This window comes from Clostridium algidicarnis (assembly GCF_000703125.1).
Taxonomy (GTDB): domain Bacteria; phylum Bacillota; class Clostridia; order Clostridiales; family Clostridiaceae; genus Clostridium_L; species Clostridium_L algidicarnis.
Genome location: NZ_JNLN01000001.1, coordinates 2,659,516 through 2,677,099 on the forward strand (window position 1 = coordinate 2,659,516; position 17,584 = coordinate 2,677,099).

The 17,584-nt window shown below is 28.5% G+C and carries 23 protein-coding genes; all 23 read right to left on the reverse strand.

The genetic code is table 11. The features are described from left to right. Positions 1 to 31: 31 nt before the first annotated feature. Positions 32 to 1,723, reverse strand: a complete 1,692-nt coding sequence (gene recN / locus BV55_RS0112655; protein ID WP_029453176.1) for a DNA repair protein RecN — start codon at positions 1,721 to 1,723, stop codon at positions 32 to 34. Positions 1,724 to 1,764: 41 nt separating this feature from the next. Then, on the reverse strand, positions 1,765 to 2,211 hold the full coding sequence (locus BV55_RS0112660) for an arginine repressor (RefSeq protein ID WP_029453177.1): 447 nt from the start codon (positions 2,209 to 2,211) through the stop codon (positions 1,765 to 1,767). Then, on the reverse strand, positions 2,208 to 3,068 hold the full coding sequence (locus BV55_RS0112665; RefSeq protein WP_242850879.1) for an NAD(+)/NADH kinase: 861 nt from the start codon (positions 3,066 to 3,068) through the stop codon (positions 2,208 to 2,210). The genes BV55_RS0112660 and BV55_RS0112665 overlap by 4 nt, the downstream gene beginning before the upstream one ends. 21 nt (positions 3,069 to 3,089) lie before the next feature. Continuing rightward, on the reverse strand, positions 3,090 to 3,896 hold the full coding sequence (locus tag BV55_RS0112670) for a TlyA family RNA methyltransferase (RefSeq protein ID WP_029453179.1): 807 nt from the start codon (positions 3,894 to 3,896) through the stop codon (positions 3,090 to 3,092). Between the two features lie 28 nt (positions 3,897 to 3,924). Continuing rightward, a complete protein-coding gene (gene dxs / locus BV55_RS0112675; RefSeq protein WP_029453180.1) occupies positions 3,925 to 5,790 on the reverse strand; it encodes a 1-deoxy-D-xylulose-5-phosphate synthase in 1,866 nt (621 codons plus the stop codon). 102 nt (positions 5,791 to 5,892) lie between these two features. Beyond that, positions 5,893 to 6,762 carry a polyprenyl synthetase family protein gene (locus tag BV55_RS0112680; RefSeq protein WP_198023236.1) on the reverse strand — a complete coding sequence of 290 codons (870 nt, stop codon included), beginning with the start codon at positions 6,760 to 6,762 and terminating at the stop codon, positions 5,893 to 5,895. A 4-nt stretch (positions 6,763 to 6,766) separates the two neighbouring features. After that, positions 6,767 to 6,979 (reverse strand): exodeoxyribonuclease VII small subunit, encoded by a 213-nt coding sequence (locus tag BV55_RS0112685; RefSeq protein ID WP_029453182.1) that lies wholly within the window; start codon positions 6,977 to 6,979, stop codon positions 6,767 to 6,769. Between the two features lie 51 nt (positions 6,980 to 7,030). After that, complete coding sequence (xseA, locus tag BV55_RS0112690) at positions 7,031 to 8,227, reverse strand: exodeoxyribonuclease VII large subunit (protein ID WP_029453183.1); 1,197 nt, start codon at positions 8,225 to 8,227, stop codon at positions 7,031 to 7,033. Continuing rightward, positions 8,217 to 9,065 carry a bifunctional 5,10-methylenetetrahydrofolate dehydrogenase/5,10-methenyltetrahydrofolate cyclohydrolase gene (locus tag BV55_RS0112695; RefSeq protein WP_029453184.1) on the reverse strand — a complete coding sequence of 283 codons (849 nt, stop codon included), beginning with the start codon at positions 9,063 to 9,065 and terminating at the stop codon, positions 8,217 to 8,219. Before BV55_RS0112695 ends, xseA begins: the two co-directional genes overlap by 11 nt. A 22-nt stretch (positions 9,066 to 9,087) precedes the next feature. Further along, positions 9,088 to 9,492, reverse strand: a complete 405-nt coding sequence (gene nusB / locus BV55_RS0112700; RefSeq protein ID WP_029453185.1) for a transcription antitermination factor NusB — start codon at positions 9,490 to 9,492, stop codon at positions 9,088 to 9,090. Positions 9,493 to 9,744: 252 nt separating this feature from the next. Next, on the reverse strand, positions 9,745 to 10,134 hold the full coding sequence (locus BV55_RS0112705; RefSeq protein ID WP_029453186.1) for an Asp23/Gls24 family envelope stress response protein: 390 nt from the start codon (positions 10,132 to 10,134) through the stop codon (positions 9,745 to 9,747). Positions 10,135 to 10,214: 80 nt separating this feature from the next. Further along, positions 10,215 to 10,733 carry a SpoIIIAH-like family protein gene (locus BV55_RS0112710; RefSeq protein WP_029453187.1) on the reverse strand — a complete coding sequence of 173 codons (519 nt, stop codon included), beginning with the start codon at positions 10,731 to 10,733 and terminating at the stop codon, positions 10,215 to 10,217. Between the two features lie 37 nt (positions 10,734 to 10,770). Beyond that, positions 10,771 to 11,355 (reverse strand): stage III sporulation protein AG, encoded by a 585-nt coding sequence (spoIIIAG, locus tag BV55_RS0112715; RefSeq protein WP_029453188.1) that lies wholly within the window; start codon positions 11,353 to 11,355, stop codon positions 10,771 to 10,773. A gap of 65 nt (positions 11,356 to 11,420) precedes the next feature. After that, positions 11,421 to 11,990, reverse strand: a complete 570-nt coding sequence (gene spoIIIAF, locus BV55_RS0112720) for a stage III sporulation protein AF (RefSeq protein WP_029453189.1) — start codon at positions 11,988 to 11,990, stop codon at positions 11,421 to 11,423. Between the two features lie 10 nt (positions 11,991 to 12,000). Then, positions 12,001 to 13,203, reverse strand: a complete 1,203-nt coding sequence (gene spoIIIAE / locus BV55_RS0112725) for a stage III sporulation protein AE (protein WP_029453190.1) — start codon at positions 13,201 to 13,203, stop codon at positions 12,001 to 12,003. 8 nt (positions 13,204 to 13,211) lie between these two features. After that, on the reverse strand, positions 13,212 to 13,595 hold the full coding sequence (spoIIIAD, locus tag BV55_RS0112730; protein WP_029453191.1) for a stage III sporulation protein AD: 384 nt from the start codon (positions 13,593 to 13,595) through the stop codon (positions 13,212 to 13,214). 8 nt (positions 13,596 to 13,603) lie between these two features. Further along, positions 13,604 to 13,801, reverse strand: a complete 198-nt coding sequence (gene spoIIIAC / locus BV55_RS0112735; RefSeq protein WP_029453192.1) for a stage III sporulation protein AC — start codon at positions 13,799 to 13,801, stop codon at positions 13,604 to 13,606. 13 nt (positions 13,802 to 13,814) lie between these two features. After that, positions 13,815 to 14,333 carry a stage III sporulation protein SpoIIIAB gene (spoIIIAB, locus tag BV55_RS0112740; RefSeq protein ID WP_029453193.1) on the reverse strand — a complete coding sequence of 173 codons (519 nt, stop codon included), beginning with the start codon at positions 14,331 to 14,333 and terminating at the stop codon, positions 13,815 to 13,817. Further along, positions 14,326 to 15,255: a stage III sporulation protein AA gene (gene spoIIIAA / locus BV55_RS0112745; protein ID WP_029453194.1), complete on the reverse strand. Its 930-nt coding sequence runs from the start codon at positions 15,253 to 15,255 to the stop codon at positions 14,326 to 14,328. The genes spoIIIAB and spoIIIAA overlap by 8 nt, the downstream gene beginning before the upstream one ends. Positions 15,256 to 15,422: 167 nt before the next feature. Beyond that, positions 15,423 to 15,827 (reverse strand): hypothetical protein, encoded by a 405-nt coding sequence (locus BV55_RS15175; protein ID WP_029453195.1) that lies wholly within the window; start codon positions 15,825 to 15,827, stop codon positions 15,423 to 15,425. 43 nt (positions 15,828 to 15,870) lie between these two features. Then, positions 15,871 to 16,428 (reverse strand): elongation factor P, encoded by a 558-nt coding sequence (gene efp, locus BV55_RS0112755; protein ID WP_029453196.1) that lies wholly within the window; start codon positions 16,426 to 16,428, stop codon positions 15,871 to 15,873. 48 nt (positions 16,429 to 16,476) lie between these two features. Further along, positions 16,477 to 16,932, reverse strand: coding sequence for a type II 3-dehydroquinate dehydratase (aroQ, locus tag BV55_RS0112760; protein WP_029453197.1), 456 nt, complete (start codon positions 16,930 to 16,932; stop codon positions 16,477 to 16,479). A gap of 126 nt (positions 16,933 to 17,058) precedes the next feature. Then, positions 17,059 to 17,577, reverse strand: coding sequence for a shikimate kinase (locus BV55_RS0112765; RefSeq protein ID WP_029453198.1), 519 nt, complete (start codon positions 17,575 to 17,577; stop codon positions 17,059 to 17,061). Positions 17,578 to 17,584: the final 7 nt, after the last annotated feature.

Sequence of the window (17,584 nt, forward strand, 5' to 3'; positions counted from 1 at the left end):
TCTATTAAGTATGTATTAAATTTATGATATTTTATGATAGTGTCTCCTTTGATTTATCTGCTAAATTAATTATTTCTCTTGAATTTTTCAAAGTAACTTCTGTAACTTCAATCCCACCTATCATTTTTGCTACTTCTATTTCTTTTTCTTTAGTGGTAAGACTCGTAAGTTTCGTATAAGTTTTATTATTATTTATAGTTTTATATACTAAAAAGTGATTATCTGACATGCTGGCTATTTGAGGAAGATGAGTTATACAAAAAACTTGATGTGCTTTAGATATTAAATACATCTTTTCTGCTACTCTTTGAGCAATCCTACCGCTTATTCCAGTATCAATTTCATCAAAGATAACTGTAGGAATTTTATCATTATCTACAAATATAGTCTTTAAAGCTAACATTATTCTTGAAAGTTCTCCACCTGAAATTATCTTTTCTAAAGGCTTTAAAGGCTCGCCTGGATTAGTGGAGATTAAAAATTGCACTTTGTCTTTACCATCAATATTAAATGAGTCAGTATATTCGATAGATATATCGAAATTACTCTTTTCAAGACCAATATAATCTAATTCCACTTTAATTTTACTTTTTAATATCTTAGCTGTCTTTTTTCTTAATTCATGTATGATAGTTGCCTTTTTTTCTAATATCTTCATTAAATTTTCTTTTTTCAATTCAAGTTCTTTTAATATCTCTTCACTATTTGTGATCTCTTCAAATTGATTTTTAATATTATCTCTGTATTGAAGAATTTCATCTATAGTTTTCCCATATTTTTTTTTATAATCCGCTATTTTATATAATCTAGCGTTTATTTTTTCAAGTTCATTATCATCATATATGATATCTTCTTTTATGCCTCTAAGCTCAAGTATTATGTCTTCCATAGAAAAACCTATACTTTGAAGTTGCTCTGCTAAAGTATTTATTTTTTCTGAATGCTTTTCTATATTTCTTAACTCTTTAAGGGCTGAATTTATTAAATCCTTTGTAGATGTGAAGTTTTCATCACTATCATTTAATACTCCATAGGCAATATTAATACTCTTACTTATCTTTTCTGCATTAGATAATATATTAAATCGTTCCTCTAAATTCTTTTCTTCATCTGGATCTAAATTTGCAGAATCAATATCATTAATTTGATACTCTAAGTAATTAATTAGCTTTTCTCTATCTTCTTTTCCTTTTATATCTTCAATTTTTTTAATTATATCATTTAATTCTCTGTAACTTTTTTCATAATCCTTTTTCTTTATATCAAAATCTCTATCAGAAAAATCATCTAAATAATTTATGTGATTGCTAGCCTCTAAAAGATTTTGATTTTCATGTTGACCATGAATATCAATAAGTGTACTTGATATATTTTTTAGTGAGGAAAGGATTACAGATTTTCCATTAACCTTTACTATACTCTTGCCATTTTGAAAGCTTTCTCTACTTATGATTATAATATCATCATACTCTATTTCTAACTCTTGTAATAATAGTAGTGTCTTTGGGTTTTCTAATGAAAAAATAGCTTCGACGTAAGTTTTTTGTTCTCCACTTCTTATTAAGTCCTTATTAAATTTACTGCCAAGAACATAATTAATGGCATCAATAATTATAGATTTACCTGCTCCTGTTTCTCCAGAAAGCACATTAAATCCACCCTTAAATGATATGCTTAGCTTTTCAATTAATGCAAAATTATATATATTTAGTTGAAGAAGCATTTTCTTACCACCTTAAATTCCTATTTAATAATTTTTAATTTTTATATAAGCTTTCTTATCTTTCTTACTAATTCTTCAGCTCTTTCTAAAGATCTTACTAAAATTAATATGGTATTATCACCTGCTATAGTCCCTGCAATTTCTGTAAGTTGTAAATTATCTATAGCTTCTGCTGCGGCTGATGCGGATCCTGAAAGTGTCTTTATAACCACCATCTTATCTATGCTTTCTATGGACAAAACAGTATTAGTTAAAACACTTGCAAGTTTATCTGATATTTGGTTTTGATCTCTAGAAATTACAACATACTTATATCTACCTTCAGAGGACAAAACCTTTGTTAGCTTTAACATTTTAATATCTCTAGATATAGTTGCTTGAGTTACATTAAATCCACTCTCTTTTAGCTCTTCTGCTAATTCTTCTTGGGTTTCGATATCTTTTAAAGATATAATTTCTAATATTTTTGAATGCCTTTTAGATTTCACCATCTATCACCTACAACCTCTTCAGTTCTCCACATTATCTTTTTTCTAAGTATATCAAAATAATCATAGCCATCTAGCCTAACTATATGACATTTATTATGGTCACCAGATATAACCACACTTGCATCATCTGAAAGTCTTAGTGAATTTTGTCCATCCGATGTAAGATAAATTTCTTCATTGTCCATTCTTACAGTAATTTTAATTTTATCTGAAGATTTAAATATCATAGTTCTTATTCCTTGTGTGTGAGGGCATATAGGGGTCACACTTATTAAATCTAATGTGGGATATATTATAGGACCTCCTGCAGATAATGAGTAAGCAGTGGATCCTGTGGGTGTGGAAATTATAATACCATCGCCTTTAAATGAAGAATAAAAAACATCATTTATTTCTATATCATATATAACTATTCTTGAAAGCACAGCCTTAGATATTACGATATCATTTAATGCTCTTAGTTCCTCCTTATGGTTTTGGTTTACAACACAATTTAACATTAATCTTTTTTCTATAGAATAGTTGTTTTTTGAAATAACATCTATGGCCTGTTCAAATTCTAATATCTCCACTGCTGTTAAAAAACCTAAGGTACCAATATTAACTCCTAGTATAGGCACATTAAATTGTGATACTTCTCTAGCACTACTTAACATGGTTCCATCTCCACCTAGTGATATCAACATTTCTATATTAGGATCTTCATTTCTACCGAGTCCTTTTGAGTCTTTATATACCTTTATATCTATATGTCCTAATTTCTTTTCTATAATCTTTATTATTTCTTTAAGTGTTTTTTCATCTTTATCCTTAGAGGTATTTACATTTATACCTATGCTCTTAATTCTGCTCAAATCTACAGCTCCCTTTTTAAGTTATAAATTGCTATGAGATTTATTCACTATTAAATCAATTTGTTCTTTGTTAAAATTTGTATTTCTTTCATCTTTGCAAAAATAAACTAAATATTCAATATTACCTTCTGGTCCTTTTATTGGCGAGTAATCTAATCTTATTATAGTTAGATTGTGATTAATTAAAAAATTTACTATATTTGTAATAACCTCTTTATGTACTTCAGGATCTCTAACTACGCCTTTTTTACCCACCTTTTCTCTGCCTGCTTCAAATTGTGGTTTAATTAAAGCTACAACCTCGCCCTTATCTTGTAAAAGATCTAATATAGGCGGTATAACTGTTTTAAGTGATATAAATGATACATCTATGCTTGCAAAACCACAAGACTCACCTATATCTTCTGGCTTTACGTATCTTACATTCGTTCTTTCCATGCAAGTAACTCTAGGGTCTACTCTCAATTTCCATGCGAACTGTCCGTATCCTACATCTATAGAAAATACTTTTGAGGCTCCATTTTGAAGCATACAATCTGTGAACCCTCCTGTTGAGGCTCCAATATCTAAACATACCTTATCCTTTAAATTAAGTCCGAAATCTTTTATTGCTTTTTCAAGTTTTAGGCCTCCTCTACTTACATATGGAAGCTTTTCACCTTTAAATTCAATATTAGAATCTACCTTAACTTTTTCTCCGCATTTATCTACCCTTATTCCATCTACAAATATTTTACCTGCCATAATACTTGCCCTAGCCTTTTCTCTAGACTCAAATAGGCCTTTATTAACTACTAAAACATCTATTCTTTCCTTTATAACCGACATTGTTTCTCCTTAATTGTTTTATTTATTATTATAACATTTCTATTACTGAATTAACTATACCCTCTGGATCTAAATTATATTTTTTATATAAGGACTTTATATCCCCTTGATTTATAAATTCATCAACAAAGCCCAAACTCTTAAATTTAATAGAACTACCTAGTGTGCTTATGTAATTTAAAATTTCAGATCCCATACCTCCAGATATTACATTATCCTCTAGTGTAATTATTATCTTATTATTATCTACTAAATCTTTTATCATCCTTTTATCTATAGGTTTAATAAAGCATGCATTTATAATTGTTACATTTATATTGCTTTTTTCAAGAATTATTGCTGCCTTTTCTGCCATTTGAACCATTTTGCCAGTGGCTATTATAACAACATCATCACCTAATCTTAACCTTTCCCATCTTCCTTTTTTAATTTTATCTAATGTTAAAGGCTGAAAGTTTATCCCATCCATGTCCCCACCTCTAGGATATCTTATTGCAACAGGTGAATCTTGATTTAATGACCATCTTAACATTGGTCTTAATTCTTCCATGGATTTTGGTGCTAATATAGTCATATTAGGCATACATGAAAGATAAGATATATCAAAGACTCCTTGATGGGTTTCTCCATCCTCTCCAACTATACCTGCTCTATCTATAGCAAATACTACGGGAAGGTTTTGTATACATACATCATGCAGTATTTGATCAAAAGCTCTTTGTAAGAAGGTTGAATATACAGCAAATACTGGTTTAATACCTGATGCTGCCATTCCTGCTGCAAGAGTTACAGCGTGTTGTTCTGCTATTCCAACATCAAAAAATCTTTCAGGGTAAGCTTCAGCAAACTTTTTTAAACCTGTACCATCAGGCATAGCAGCTGTAATTGCTACAACATTTTCATCTTCTTTTGCAATTTTTAGCAGTTCATCTCCAAAAACTTTTGAATAGTTGTTTTTACTTGAAGAAGAAAGCTCTCCACTATCTGAGCTAAAAGGTCCTATACCGTGGAATTTATTCGGGTTATCTTCAGCAAAACTATACCCCTTACCTTTTTTTGTTATAGCATGAATTAATACTGGACCTTGTATGTTTTTTGCAAGGTTCATAACTTTGCTCATTTCTTTAATATCATGACCATCTATAGGGCCTAAATATTTTATCCCCATATCTTCAAAGAGCATTTCAGGTACAACCATATGTTTTATACTGCCTTTAAATTTATCTATAGAGTATACTATACCTTTACCTACTGAAGTTCTCTCCATAGTAGAATTAAACTCATCTTTTAATTTATTGTATCTTGGATCTACTCTTAACTTACTTAAGTATGTGGACATCCCACCTACATTTTTATCTATAGACATTTGATTATCATTTAGTATAATAATTAAATTAGTTTTACTATATCCCACATCATTAAGTGCTTCTAAAGCCATTCCACCTGTTAAGGCACCATCACCTATAACAGCTATTATATTGTTTTTCTTATTTTTAAGATCCCTAGCTCTAGCCATGCCTAGTGCTGCAGATATAGACGTACTGCTATGTCCCGTGTCAAAACAATCATATATACTTTCATTTCTTTTAGGGAATCCACTTATTCCTCCAAGTTGTCTTAAACTATCAAACTTTTCTTTTCTACCTGTTAATATCTTATATATATAAGATTGGTGGCCTACATCAAAAACAATCTTATCTCTATCTACATCAAATGCATTAAATAAACTCAATGTAAGCTCTACAACTCCTAAATTAGAGGCTAAATGTCCTCCTGTTTTAGAAACTTTATCTATTAAAAATGTTCTAATATCTTTTGCCAAATTATCTAGCTCTTCTAAGGTCATTTTTTTTATGTCTTTATGACCGTTATATTCATCTAACATATTAACCATATTAATCATATCCTTTTTTGTTTTATATATGTTTGAAGATTCTATTATCACTTTTAAATAATTATTTTTATGTACACATAATCCTTCAAACATAAACCCATACTAAGATTTTCTGTTTAAAAGCTCCATAGTAAGCTCTTCAAGATCTTTAGTATCTAAATCTAAGTCTTTTAGACTTTTAATACATTTATGGGTTATATCATCACATAAACTTTCACACTTTTCAAGGCCATAATTGGTTATAAATGTAGACTTTTTATTTTTTATATCTTTATTTAATGATTTACCTAATAGTTTTTCATCACCAATTACATCTAAAATGTCGTCTTTTATTTGGAATGCCAAACCTAAGTTTTGTGCATACTCTTCTAATATAATTAAATGCTCCTTAGGTGCTTTTGCTGCTATAGCAGCTGACATGACTGAGGCTTTAATTAAAGCTCCGGTTTTTTTATCATGCATATATTTTAGTTCTTCGTTACTTATATTTTTCCCTTCACTTAAAATATCTACAACCTGCCCTGCAATCATACCTTCAGCTCCTGAACTTTTTGAAATATAGTAGCTAGCTTCTAAAATTTCAGGTCCCTTAGTTAAGGATAAAGAAAATAATATGCTCATTGCCTCATTAAGTAAGGCATCTCCTGCAAGAACCGCTATAGCATCTCCAAATACTTTATGGTTTGTAGGTTCTCCTCTTCTTAAATCATCATTGTCCATACAAGGTAAATCATCATGTATTAAAGAATATGTGTGTATCATCTCTATTGATGATGATAAAGGTATTATTTCATTATAATTCTCTTTATATAATTTATAAATTAATATATTAAGAATAGGTCTAATTCTTTTCCCACCATTTTTAATACTATAATACATAGATTCATATATTTTATTGTTATACCCATGTTTATCTTTAAAATATACTTCCATCCATGATTCAATTTCTTTTTTTATATAATTATAACTTATCATTTTACTGTTCAAACTCCTCTAATCCATCTTTTTTTAGTATAGTTATCTTTCCTTCTATTTCATTGATTAAAGAATATAGCTTGTTACAGATCTTGACACCCTCTTCATAATTTTTCATAGACTTTTCTAAAGTTAATTCTTCACTTTCCATTTCCTCTACTATAATCTCCAATTTACTAATTAAATTTTCATAAGTATCATCTTTTTTAGCCATAAAATAGCCCCCTTACATATTAACTTAATAATCTTTTATATAGTTCTAGCATTACTTAGATTCTATTTTAGCCTTTAAGCTTCCATCTCTAAACTTAATCTCGATTTGCTGCTCTCCACTTAATTTTTTACTATCTTTTACTATCTTACCGCTTTCATCTTTAACTAAAGTATATCCTTTATTTAATATATTTAAGGGGTTTCTAGAATTTAATAACTCCAACATATAACCTAATTTGTTTTTTTCTTCACTAACCTTTTTCTTCATACTAATATTAAGTCTATCATTAATGATTTCGATTTTTTTATGCTCATTTAATATATAGGTCATTGGGCTATTAAATTCTATAGTGTTTTTTAATAAGTTTACTTCGTTCTTTTTCCTTAGTAAGTTATCATCCATACTCTTTTGCAACCTATTATAATTATAATCTATCTCTTTTTTTATTTCAGAATAGCTTTTAAATACAATTTCCGCTGCTGCTGACGGTGTTGGAGCTCTTAAATCACTTACAAAATCTACTATAGTATAATCCGTTTCATGTCCAACCCCTGTAACTATTGGTGTTTTAGACTCATAGATTCTTCTAGCTAAGGCCTCATCGTTAAATGACCATAACTCTTCTATACTTCCTCCACCCCTAGCAATTATAATAACTTCTACCTTCTTATTTTTTTCTAAATATTCGATTCCCTCAATTACGTTACTACTAGATCCAATACCTTGAACTAATGCTGGGTAAATTATAATATCTATATAAGGATTTCTCCTTTTAGCTACGTTTATAACATCCTTTATAGCTGCGCCTGTAGGTGATGTTATTACACCTATCTTTTTAGGGTAAAGGGGAAGAGACTTTTTATGTTCTAATTTAAAAAGCCCTTCTTTTTCTAAGGTTTCCTTAAGTTTTAAGAAGGCAAGATATAATTCACCTACTCCTTGTTTTTTTATTTCTTCACAATAAAGTTGGTAGCTTCCTTCTTTTTGGTATACCTTTATTTTGCCCTTTATTTCAACCATTAAACCATCTTCCATATTTATATCTAATAAACTTGCATAATCTTTAAACATCACGCAATTAATCTTTGATGAATCATCTTTTAATGAAAAATATAAATGTCCACTAGAATGTTTTTTAAAATTAGACACTTCACCTTTTATTTTTAAGTTATTTAATATAATATCGTTATCTAGCATCTTTTTAACGTAACTATTTACTAAAGTTACAGTTAGTGTTTTAATATACATTTTCCTTAAACGCCTCACATAAATTTTTCATTAATAAGGTAGTAGTCATAGAACCAACGCCACCTGGTACTGGACTTACAAAAGATGCTATTTCTAAAACTTCATCAAATATAACATCCCCTGTAATCTTACCATTTACAGATGATGTTCCAACATCTATAACTACAGCACCTTCTTTTATATAGTCTTTTCCTACAGACTGTGGTCTTCCTATAGCTACAACTAAGATATCCGCTTCTTTACATACCGCCTTTAAGTTTTCTGTTTTTGAGTGACAAATAGTAACTGTAGCATTTTCATTTAATAATAATTGTGCTGAAGGTTTACCTACTATATTACTTCTACCTAAAACCACTACTCTTTTACCTTGTATCTTTATACCAGTATTCTTTATAAGTTCTAAGGCACTATTAGCAGTACATGGTACAAATGCCTTCTCACCTTTATAAAATCTACCTAAGTTAATATCAGTTAACCCATCAATATCTTTTTTGTAATTTATTTTAGAAGAAACTTCCTTTTCGTTTATATGTTTTGGCAAAGGTAGTTGAAGCATTATTCCATCTACTGATTTATCATTATTTAACTTTTCAATAAGATTTATTAATTCTTCTTCGGTTATGCTTTCATCTAATGAAAAATGTTTTGGTTCAAGCCCTAAATCTTCACATAATTTAATTTGACTATTTACATAGTAAATAGATCCCCCATCTTGACCCACTGTTATTGTAGCAAGACATGGAACTCTATTTCCTTGGTTTTTCTTATCTTCTGCAAATTTTCTTATGTCATTTTTTAAAAACTTAGCAATTTCTTTCCCATTGATGATATTTCCCATAATCTTCTCTCCCCTTACTAATTTATTTGTTTTTGTTTATATTATCAAGTATACCATTTATAAATGATATTGACTTTTCATCGGAATATTTTCTAGTAAGTTCTAAGGCTTCATTAATTGCAACTTTATAAGGTACATCTTTTAATAAAAGTATTTCATAGCACCCTATTCTTAAGATTGCATGATCTATTTTTGATATTCTTTGAAGTTTCCAGTTTACCATGTACTTCTCGATTTCCGTATCTAATTTTTCTTTATTTGAATCTATACCTTTTAATATTAATTTTATATAATCAAGGTCTAATTCATTTATATCATAATCAGTATTTTCAATAAAGTTTTCAATGGTCTCCTCTGAGCTTTCTTTATTTATCATCATTTGAAATGTAAGCTCTAATGCTGTTTCTCTTGATCTCTTTCTGTTCATTATATCCTCCTAAATTTAATAATAGAATTTATCCAAAGTTAAGTATTAATTATTATTAATCATTAAATATTATATATCAAAATTGATATCTATACAATTACATATAAATTATAAAAAAAACTCCTGAATTTTCAAGAGCCTTTTTATTCCTATTTATGCTTTATCATACTTCTTTAAGTAAGAAAATAACATCTTAAATTATTAATTATAAATAAATAAAACACCTTATTTATTAAATAAGGTGTTTTATTTCTACTCTGTAACGTCTACAGTAGATACTTCTTTTGGTAATATTATGTTTTGAATATATACGTTAACTGATGATACAGTAAGACCTGTCATAGTTTCAACAGCTTTTTTTACGTTTTGTTGTACTTCACTTGCTACATCTTGTATTTTAACACCATAATCTACATTCAAAATTATATCAATAGAAGCACTATCTTCTTCTACGTTGACTTTTACACCTTTTGAATTGTTTTTCTTTCCTGTAAAAAGTTCAGTGATACCACCTGTTACTGTATGACTCATATCAGTAGTTCCTTTTATTTCTGTAGCTGCAATACCTGCGATTACACTAACCACTTCATCTGATATTTTTACTATACCAAGGTTCACATCGTCTCTTTTTATATCGTCCATATAAATTAACCTCCTACTTTTGCATAGCAATCTATTAATCTTAGGTACATTATATCAAACAATAATATGTTTTACAATTATTATTGTTTAGTATCTATCTCTACATTCTTTATTTTAGATACACTCATAACTACTTCTTGTATTTGTTTTCTTTGTTTTTCTGTTAATTCTTCTTTAGTCTTAACTATTATTCTTGCCTTGTCACCTTCTATTAAACATAGCACATCTTCAAATCCTTTACCCTTAAGTGCAATTTCTATTCTATTTTCATTATCTTGATTTAATGCAAGGTCTGTATGTTTCTTAGAAATACTATCTTTTTCCTCTTTAGATATATCTTTTTCAGACATAAGCGTCTTTAATGTTTGTACTGTTTCTGAAGTTCGTTGATCTCTAATGGTTCTTGATTCATAAAAATAATCTGACTCTGCTACTTCTTTTTCTTTCTTTTCTTTACCTAGACTTAGTGTGTTTTTACCTGTGTCTAAGTTACCAATGGCTAATTCATCAATATTTCCATTAACCTTAGTAGCCATTACTCCTGCACAAACTATTAATGCCAATAGAGCTAATATTATACCTGCTTGTTTTTTATTCATTTATATTCCCCCTATCCTTTTTCTATTGAATTATATGCTATTTTTTCATTGAATATACATTTACTTTGTTTTCAGGAATGTTATAAAAGTTGGATACTGCTTTAGTTATGTCATATTGTATCCTTTTTTCCTCTGCACCTTCTGCAACTATTATTATTCCGCTAACCTTTGGCTTATATGTTTTAATTATAAGAGGCTCATTGTCATTACCTTTGTTGCTCATAACGACTTTTGTACCATCATTATTTTGTACTATATCTCTGCTGCCTCCAACGGTATCCTTTTCTTTTGTGTTGCTTGTAGAATTATTTTTATCTAAAGCTGGAACATGTTCTTCTCCACTTTCAAAATACATCATCACATCAACCCCACCAACGCCCTCGATTTTGCTTAATATATATTTCAGTTGGTTTTTTTGTTCATCTTCATAAGATGAAATATTTTCACTCATATTTATATTTTTATCTTCCTTTTGTTTTATACTAGTTTTAGCTGATGTGCTTTTAAATAAATCGGATATTATTACTATAAATAAACCTATAAGCAATATTATTAAAATGTTAAACATAGTATTCTTCGTTCCCTTTTTGCTGAGTCTTTCCACTATCTTTTTTAGGTCCACATTTTATCCCCTCCGTCTTAAAAATTTCTGTACACTTTTCGGTTTTATATAAGACCATTCTTTATTTATCTTATTATTTTAATGTTTTTTTCCTCTATGTTTAGAATGGAGCTTAAATAAGTTTTAATTTCCTTATCTTTAGCTGTATCTAAAGAGGATTTGGCATTATCGTCTTTTACACCATTTAATTCTACCTTTTTAACCTTGTTTATATTTTTATCGTAGGCCTTTACTTCTAACCCCTTAATAGAAAACTTTTCTTCATTACTTTCTAAAAGTACTCCAACCTCAAATTTATCTTCGGGATATTTTGTTAATAAGTTTTCAATTATTTTATCTTGTAAATTCTTTTTGAAATTTTCCATGGTAGAGTCCATATTTTTACTCTTATATTCTTTTTTATTTTTTTCAAAATCTACTAAATACTTTTCGCTTTTTTCTATGTTCCATGTTAAATTTTCTTTATTTTTATCTGCAATTTTAAATATGGGATTTATAACCACAGTCATTAATATTAATCCTAAAACAAACTTTGCATATTTCTTTATAGTGTTATTTGGTAAGATAAGTTCTACAGCTGTTATAAATAAAACTGTACTACATATGTTTATAATCCAAGTTTTTAGCATGTCCATATAATCACCCCTAAACTCCTATAATAGCTTTACCGCTTGAGGCTATTATAGCTATCATTATAAAAAACATTACTGAAATACAAATAACACAAGACATTATAAGTATTATAGAATCACCTATAGAGCTAACGCACTCAATTATTCTTTTATCGCTTATAGGTTCTATAAATGCAGCTGTTATCTTATATAACATAGCCATTATAAACAACTTAAGTATAGGAGTAATTATAATAAATACTATAATTACAAGTCCCAAAACACTTACAGCATTTTTTAATAATAAGGAATATCCAGCAACCGTTGCTACTGCATCAGATAAAGCTTTCCCAACTATAGGTACAAAATTATCAACTGCAAATTTAGCTGTTTTTGCAGTTACAGCATCTAATGTACTTGATGTGGCTCCTCTTATAGTAATTATACCTATAAATATTGTCATAATTATGCCTTGCACCCATAATACAATTTGATTTGAAAGCTTAGCTAATTTAGTTATCTTATAATCTTCAGATAAACTATTTATAAATTGTAGTACAAACCCCATAAGTATAAATGGAATTATAAAATCTACATAAAACCTTGGTATAACATTTATAGCAATTAATGTTATAGGATCCATAGTTGCAACCTGCGCTACCCCTCCAACACTTGTTAGTAGTAGCATTAAAACAGGTATAAGCGCCGCCATAAAATCTGTTAATTCCTTTATAGTACCCTTAGCTAAATTTATAGATATTAAGAAGCTTTTTGATAATATCATTATTAATATTGAGTAGCATGCAAAGTAGGCAATGTTTGTTATGTTATCATTAGTAAAAGCATCTTGAATATTTTTTAATAATGCAGTTATTAATGCAATGACTATCACCATAACTAAAAACTTTGATGAGCTAATTACCTCTTTAAATGTATAACTAAGAAGTCCTTTTAACACTTCCCTATAATTAAGGTTTCCTTTTCCTGTTTTAATATAATTTGATATATAACTTTTAATATCTAAATCATTAGAAACTTCATGATCTAATTTAATATTTCTCATATATTCATATAAATTTTCTAAGTCTTTTTCATCCATAGTATCAATATTCTTTTCTTCTACATTTTCTATCCCTCCCCCTCCATTAATATCCACCTTCTTAATTTGAGTTTCTGCTTTGGTTGTGGTGAAACTTATCATTATTATAAATAAAACCATTATTATTAATTTTTTCATATATCCACCTACATAATCTTTAGTATGGCGTCTAGAACCGCCATCAAAATTGGTATGGCTAAAAATAAAATAAGAATTTTACCTGAAAGTTCTACCTTTGAAGCTATGCTATTAGCCCCTGCATCCTTGCATATTTCAGAACAAAATGATGCTACATAGGCTATTCCTAGTATTTTCATAACTGTACTTAGATAAACTGCATCTATGTTGGCCTTTAGCGCTATAGACTGAAGAAATTGAAATATGAAATTGATTTTACTTAGCAAAAAGAAAATAATTATAACACTAGTGATTAAAGTAATAAATATTGATATATCTTCCCTTTCCTCCTTAAATATAATAAGTAAAAATAATGCTACAAAGGCGAAAGAGGTTATTTTTATTATTTCCATAAAACCACCTAAAATTGAAACATGGTTTTTACAGAATCAAATAACTTGCTTATAAGATTTATTACCATCAAAAGTATTATCACTACCCCTGCTATATTAGCAATAGCAGCTATATCTTCTTTTCCACTAGTTGTAAGGACCTTATCTAATATTACTAGCACTATACCGGCACTTCCTATTTTAAATAACAAACTTATGTCTAGCATGTCCTCTCCTCCTTTATATTAAGAAAATAACTGTCATTAGACCTATGGAGATACCAAGATACCTATATACTTTCATATCCTTTTTACTTTTTTCTAAAGCAATTTCAATTTGATCTTGGAGGTTTTTTAATGTAATTGAAAATATACTCATGTGGGACTCAATGTCAGACTCTCCAATCCCTTTAGCTAGGTCTAAAATTATATTTCTGTCCTCTTCATTAATATTTAAGGATTTCTTATGTTTTTCTAAATTATTTTGAAAACTTTCATAGACATCTTTAACTTTGTTTTCTTTTAAGTCAGTTGCTACATCTTTAAATAAATCTTTAAATCCATATTTTCCTTTTTTAGATATATTTAAAAGAGCTTCTGGAAGTGGTGTATGTGTATAAAAAATTTCATTTTGAAGATGATTTAATGCTCTTTCTAATTCTTTTAGTTCCAAAACCCTTTTTCTGAGGGACTCTGCATACACAAATCCTGCCAAGGAACAAGAAATAATTATCATAAGAAACCCAAAATATTTAACCATAGTTTTTTTCTCCATAAATCACTTTTTTATCTTTAAAGTCATATATATAGTCTATGGTTCCAACTCCATTTCTATTACTTAATACAACAGCTCTTCTAAAAACTTCTTCTTCTAGTATGTCTTTGAATACTGATCTTTTTTTCATATCTTCAATACCACTTCCATGAATAGTAGTAATAATATTAACACCTGAATTCATGGCAAGTAGGATACTTTCCATATCTTTTAAAGATCCAATTTCATCAGAAATTATTACTTCAGGCCCCATAGACCTGATTGCCATTATTATTCCATAACTTTTCATACAATTATCATAAACATCCGTTCGAATACCCACATTTAACTGCGGAACGCCTTCAAAGCAAGCTGCAATTTCACTTCGCTCATCAATTATAACTACCTTTTTACCTTTGAGTCCTTGATTTATATCACCGTCTGATATACTCCTTGTAATATCTCTTAATATAGTGGTTTTACCGCACTTTGGTGGTGAAATAATTATAGTGTTAAGTATCTTACCTTTTTCTATTACATAAGGTAGTATATTTAGCCCGCATCCCCTCACTTCTTTACATATCCTTATATTTAAAGAAGAAATAGTTCTTATTGTTTTAATTCCTTCTTTTTCTTGAACACAATCCCCTGCTATGCCAACTCTATGACCACCCTTTATTGTTATATATCCTTGCCTTATCTCTTCTTCAAAAGCGTATAAAGAATAATTGCTTATTCTTTGAAGTATAGTTTTTATATCATTTTTAGTAACTAAATATGGTTTTATTATTTCCTCTTGATTTATTTGGATTATAAGTGGTCTATTTGTCCTTAATCTAATTTCCTGAATGCAATTAAAATCTTTAATTTCTTCTAGTTTTAATATAATCTCTTTAGGTAAAATATTTATAATTTCATTAGTATTCATAACATTCCTCTTTCTATCTTTTTATTAAGGTTATGCATCTCCTTGTATATTTAATTTTTATTTATATATACTCATAATTATTACAAAAATAAAAAAAACCTAAGAATAATCTTAGGTTTTTTTTATTTACTATTTAATTTGTTAAACAATAGATTAAAACATTTGTTTTAATCCTCACTTTTTATTGGTTCTAAATACTTTTCTTCTAGTTTCATAGTCTTATTGCAATTTGGACATTTTATCTTAGAGTCACTTTTAAATAGTTGCTCTTCTATAAATAGTACCTCGCCACAAAATGGGCAAGAACTTTCAACATAATCATCTTCATCATATTCATAATCTAAAGGGCCTATAACATCTTCATAATCTTCTAATGGTGAAGACATAAAATCTAGTCTTCTCTCAATATACTCGGCATATTCAGTTAGCTCTAGCATATCTTTTTCCATTGTAGTAACCTTTGCTCCTAAATCCAAAATAACTTGAAGAGCTTTATCTAAAGTTTCCTCTAATAAATTAGATGATTGTAGTTCACTTTTAATACTCTCTATATCTTTTATAATATCGCTCATAGATACACATCCCTTTCTAAAATAAAAGGTTTAATACTATGCTTTAAACTCTTTCCATATAGTCACCATTTCTAGTATCTATTCTAATTACGTCCCCTTCGCTTACAAAAAGTGGAACATTTATTACAGCACCAGTTTCAACTGTAGCTGGCTTTAATGTATTAGTTGCAGTATTTCCCTTTGCTGATGGTTCTGTATGGGTTACGGCTAGCTCAACAAAATTAGGAGCTTCAACAGAGAATGCTTCGTCTTTATAAAATTTTATTATAGCAAACATATTTTCTTTTAAAAACTTTATAGCTGTTTCTACAATTTCTAAGTTCAATGGAATTTGCTCAAAAGTTTCTTGGTCCATAAAATAATATAACTCTCCATCGGAATATAAATATTGCATTTCTTTTCTTTCAATTACGGCTTCTTGTAATTTTAAAGTTGGGTTAAAAGTTGTATCAGTAACTCCACCTGATATTACATTTCTAAGCTTTGTTCTTACAAAAGCTGCTCCCTTACCTGGCTTAACATGTAAAAAGTCTATTACTGTAAATACTTGTCCATCTAATTCAAAAGTATTACCTTTTCTTAAGTCTCCTGCTGATATCATTAAGTATCCCTCCAAAAATCTTTTAGATTAATTTATATTACAACCTTTTCAGGCAAATATATTGTTTTTATGTATGTCTTTGTACTCGTTTAATAAAAATTCTATGGCTAAAATATAACCCTTCCATCCAAGTCCACTTATTACACCTATTGCTGCATTTGCAGTAACACTTATTTTTCTAAAGTCTTCCCTTTTATAAATATTACTAAGATGGACTTCTACTGACGGTATGCTTATTCCCTTTAATGCATCTAATATAGCAATACTGTAATGAGAATATGCTGCTGGGTTTATTACTATAGCATCGTATTTTTCGTCAGCTTCTCCTATGACACTTATAATTTTTCCTTCATTATTGCTTTGAAAAAAACAAATTTCAGCTTGATCTTTAAAATGCTCAGTTATTTTTTTGTTTATTTCACCTAAGCTTAAGTCACCGTAAATGTTCACTTCCCTCTTACCTAATCTATTAAGATTTGGTCCATTAATAACAAATATCTTCATTTATCTCACCTGTTAAACCTATTAGATTTTAAACTAATTTTTGAAAAAAATCAACCTTTAGTCTGACTATTATTTAAAAATAATATATAATTCTCATTAGTATTTTACCCTTTAATTTATATATTATTATAAATTAATCTCAAATAGTTTAATTTTATTTATAACCTCATTTATTATATCATATTTATTTTTACTTTCACAATCTATTATTATAGTTGCTTTTTTGTATATATGAGTTCTATATTTCAATAATGTCTCTAATTCAACTTTTATATGGTTTTGTGAAATCAATGGTCTTTTATTATCTTTTTTAATTCTTTCTACTAATTCATCAATTGGTGTATCTAAAAAGATTGTTAATCCTAATGAATTTAACTTTTCCATATTATTGTTATATATCGGTAATCCTCCACCTGTGGATATTACGATATTAGATTTATCCTCAAAATCTTTTAATATATTTTTTTCTAAATCTCTAAAATATAATTCTCCTTTTTCTTTGAAGATATTAGAAATACTACTTCCTTCCCTAGACCCTATATACTTATCAGTATCTATAAAACGCCATTCTTTTTCCTTACTGACGGCTTCTCCTATAGTAGTTTTTCCGGCACCAGGCATACCTATAAATATTAATTTACTCATTTTAGAT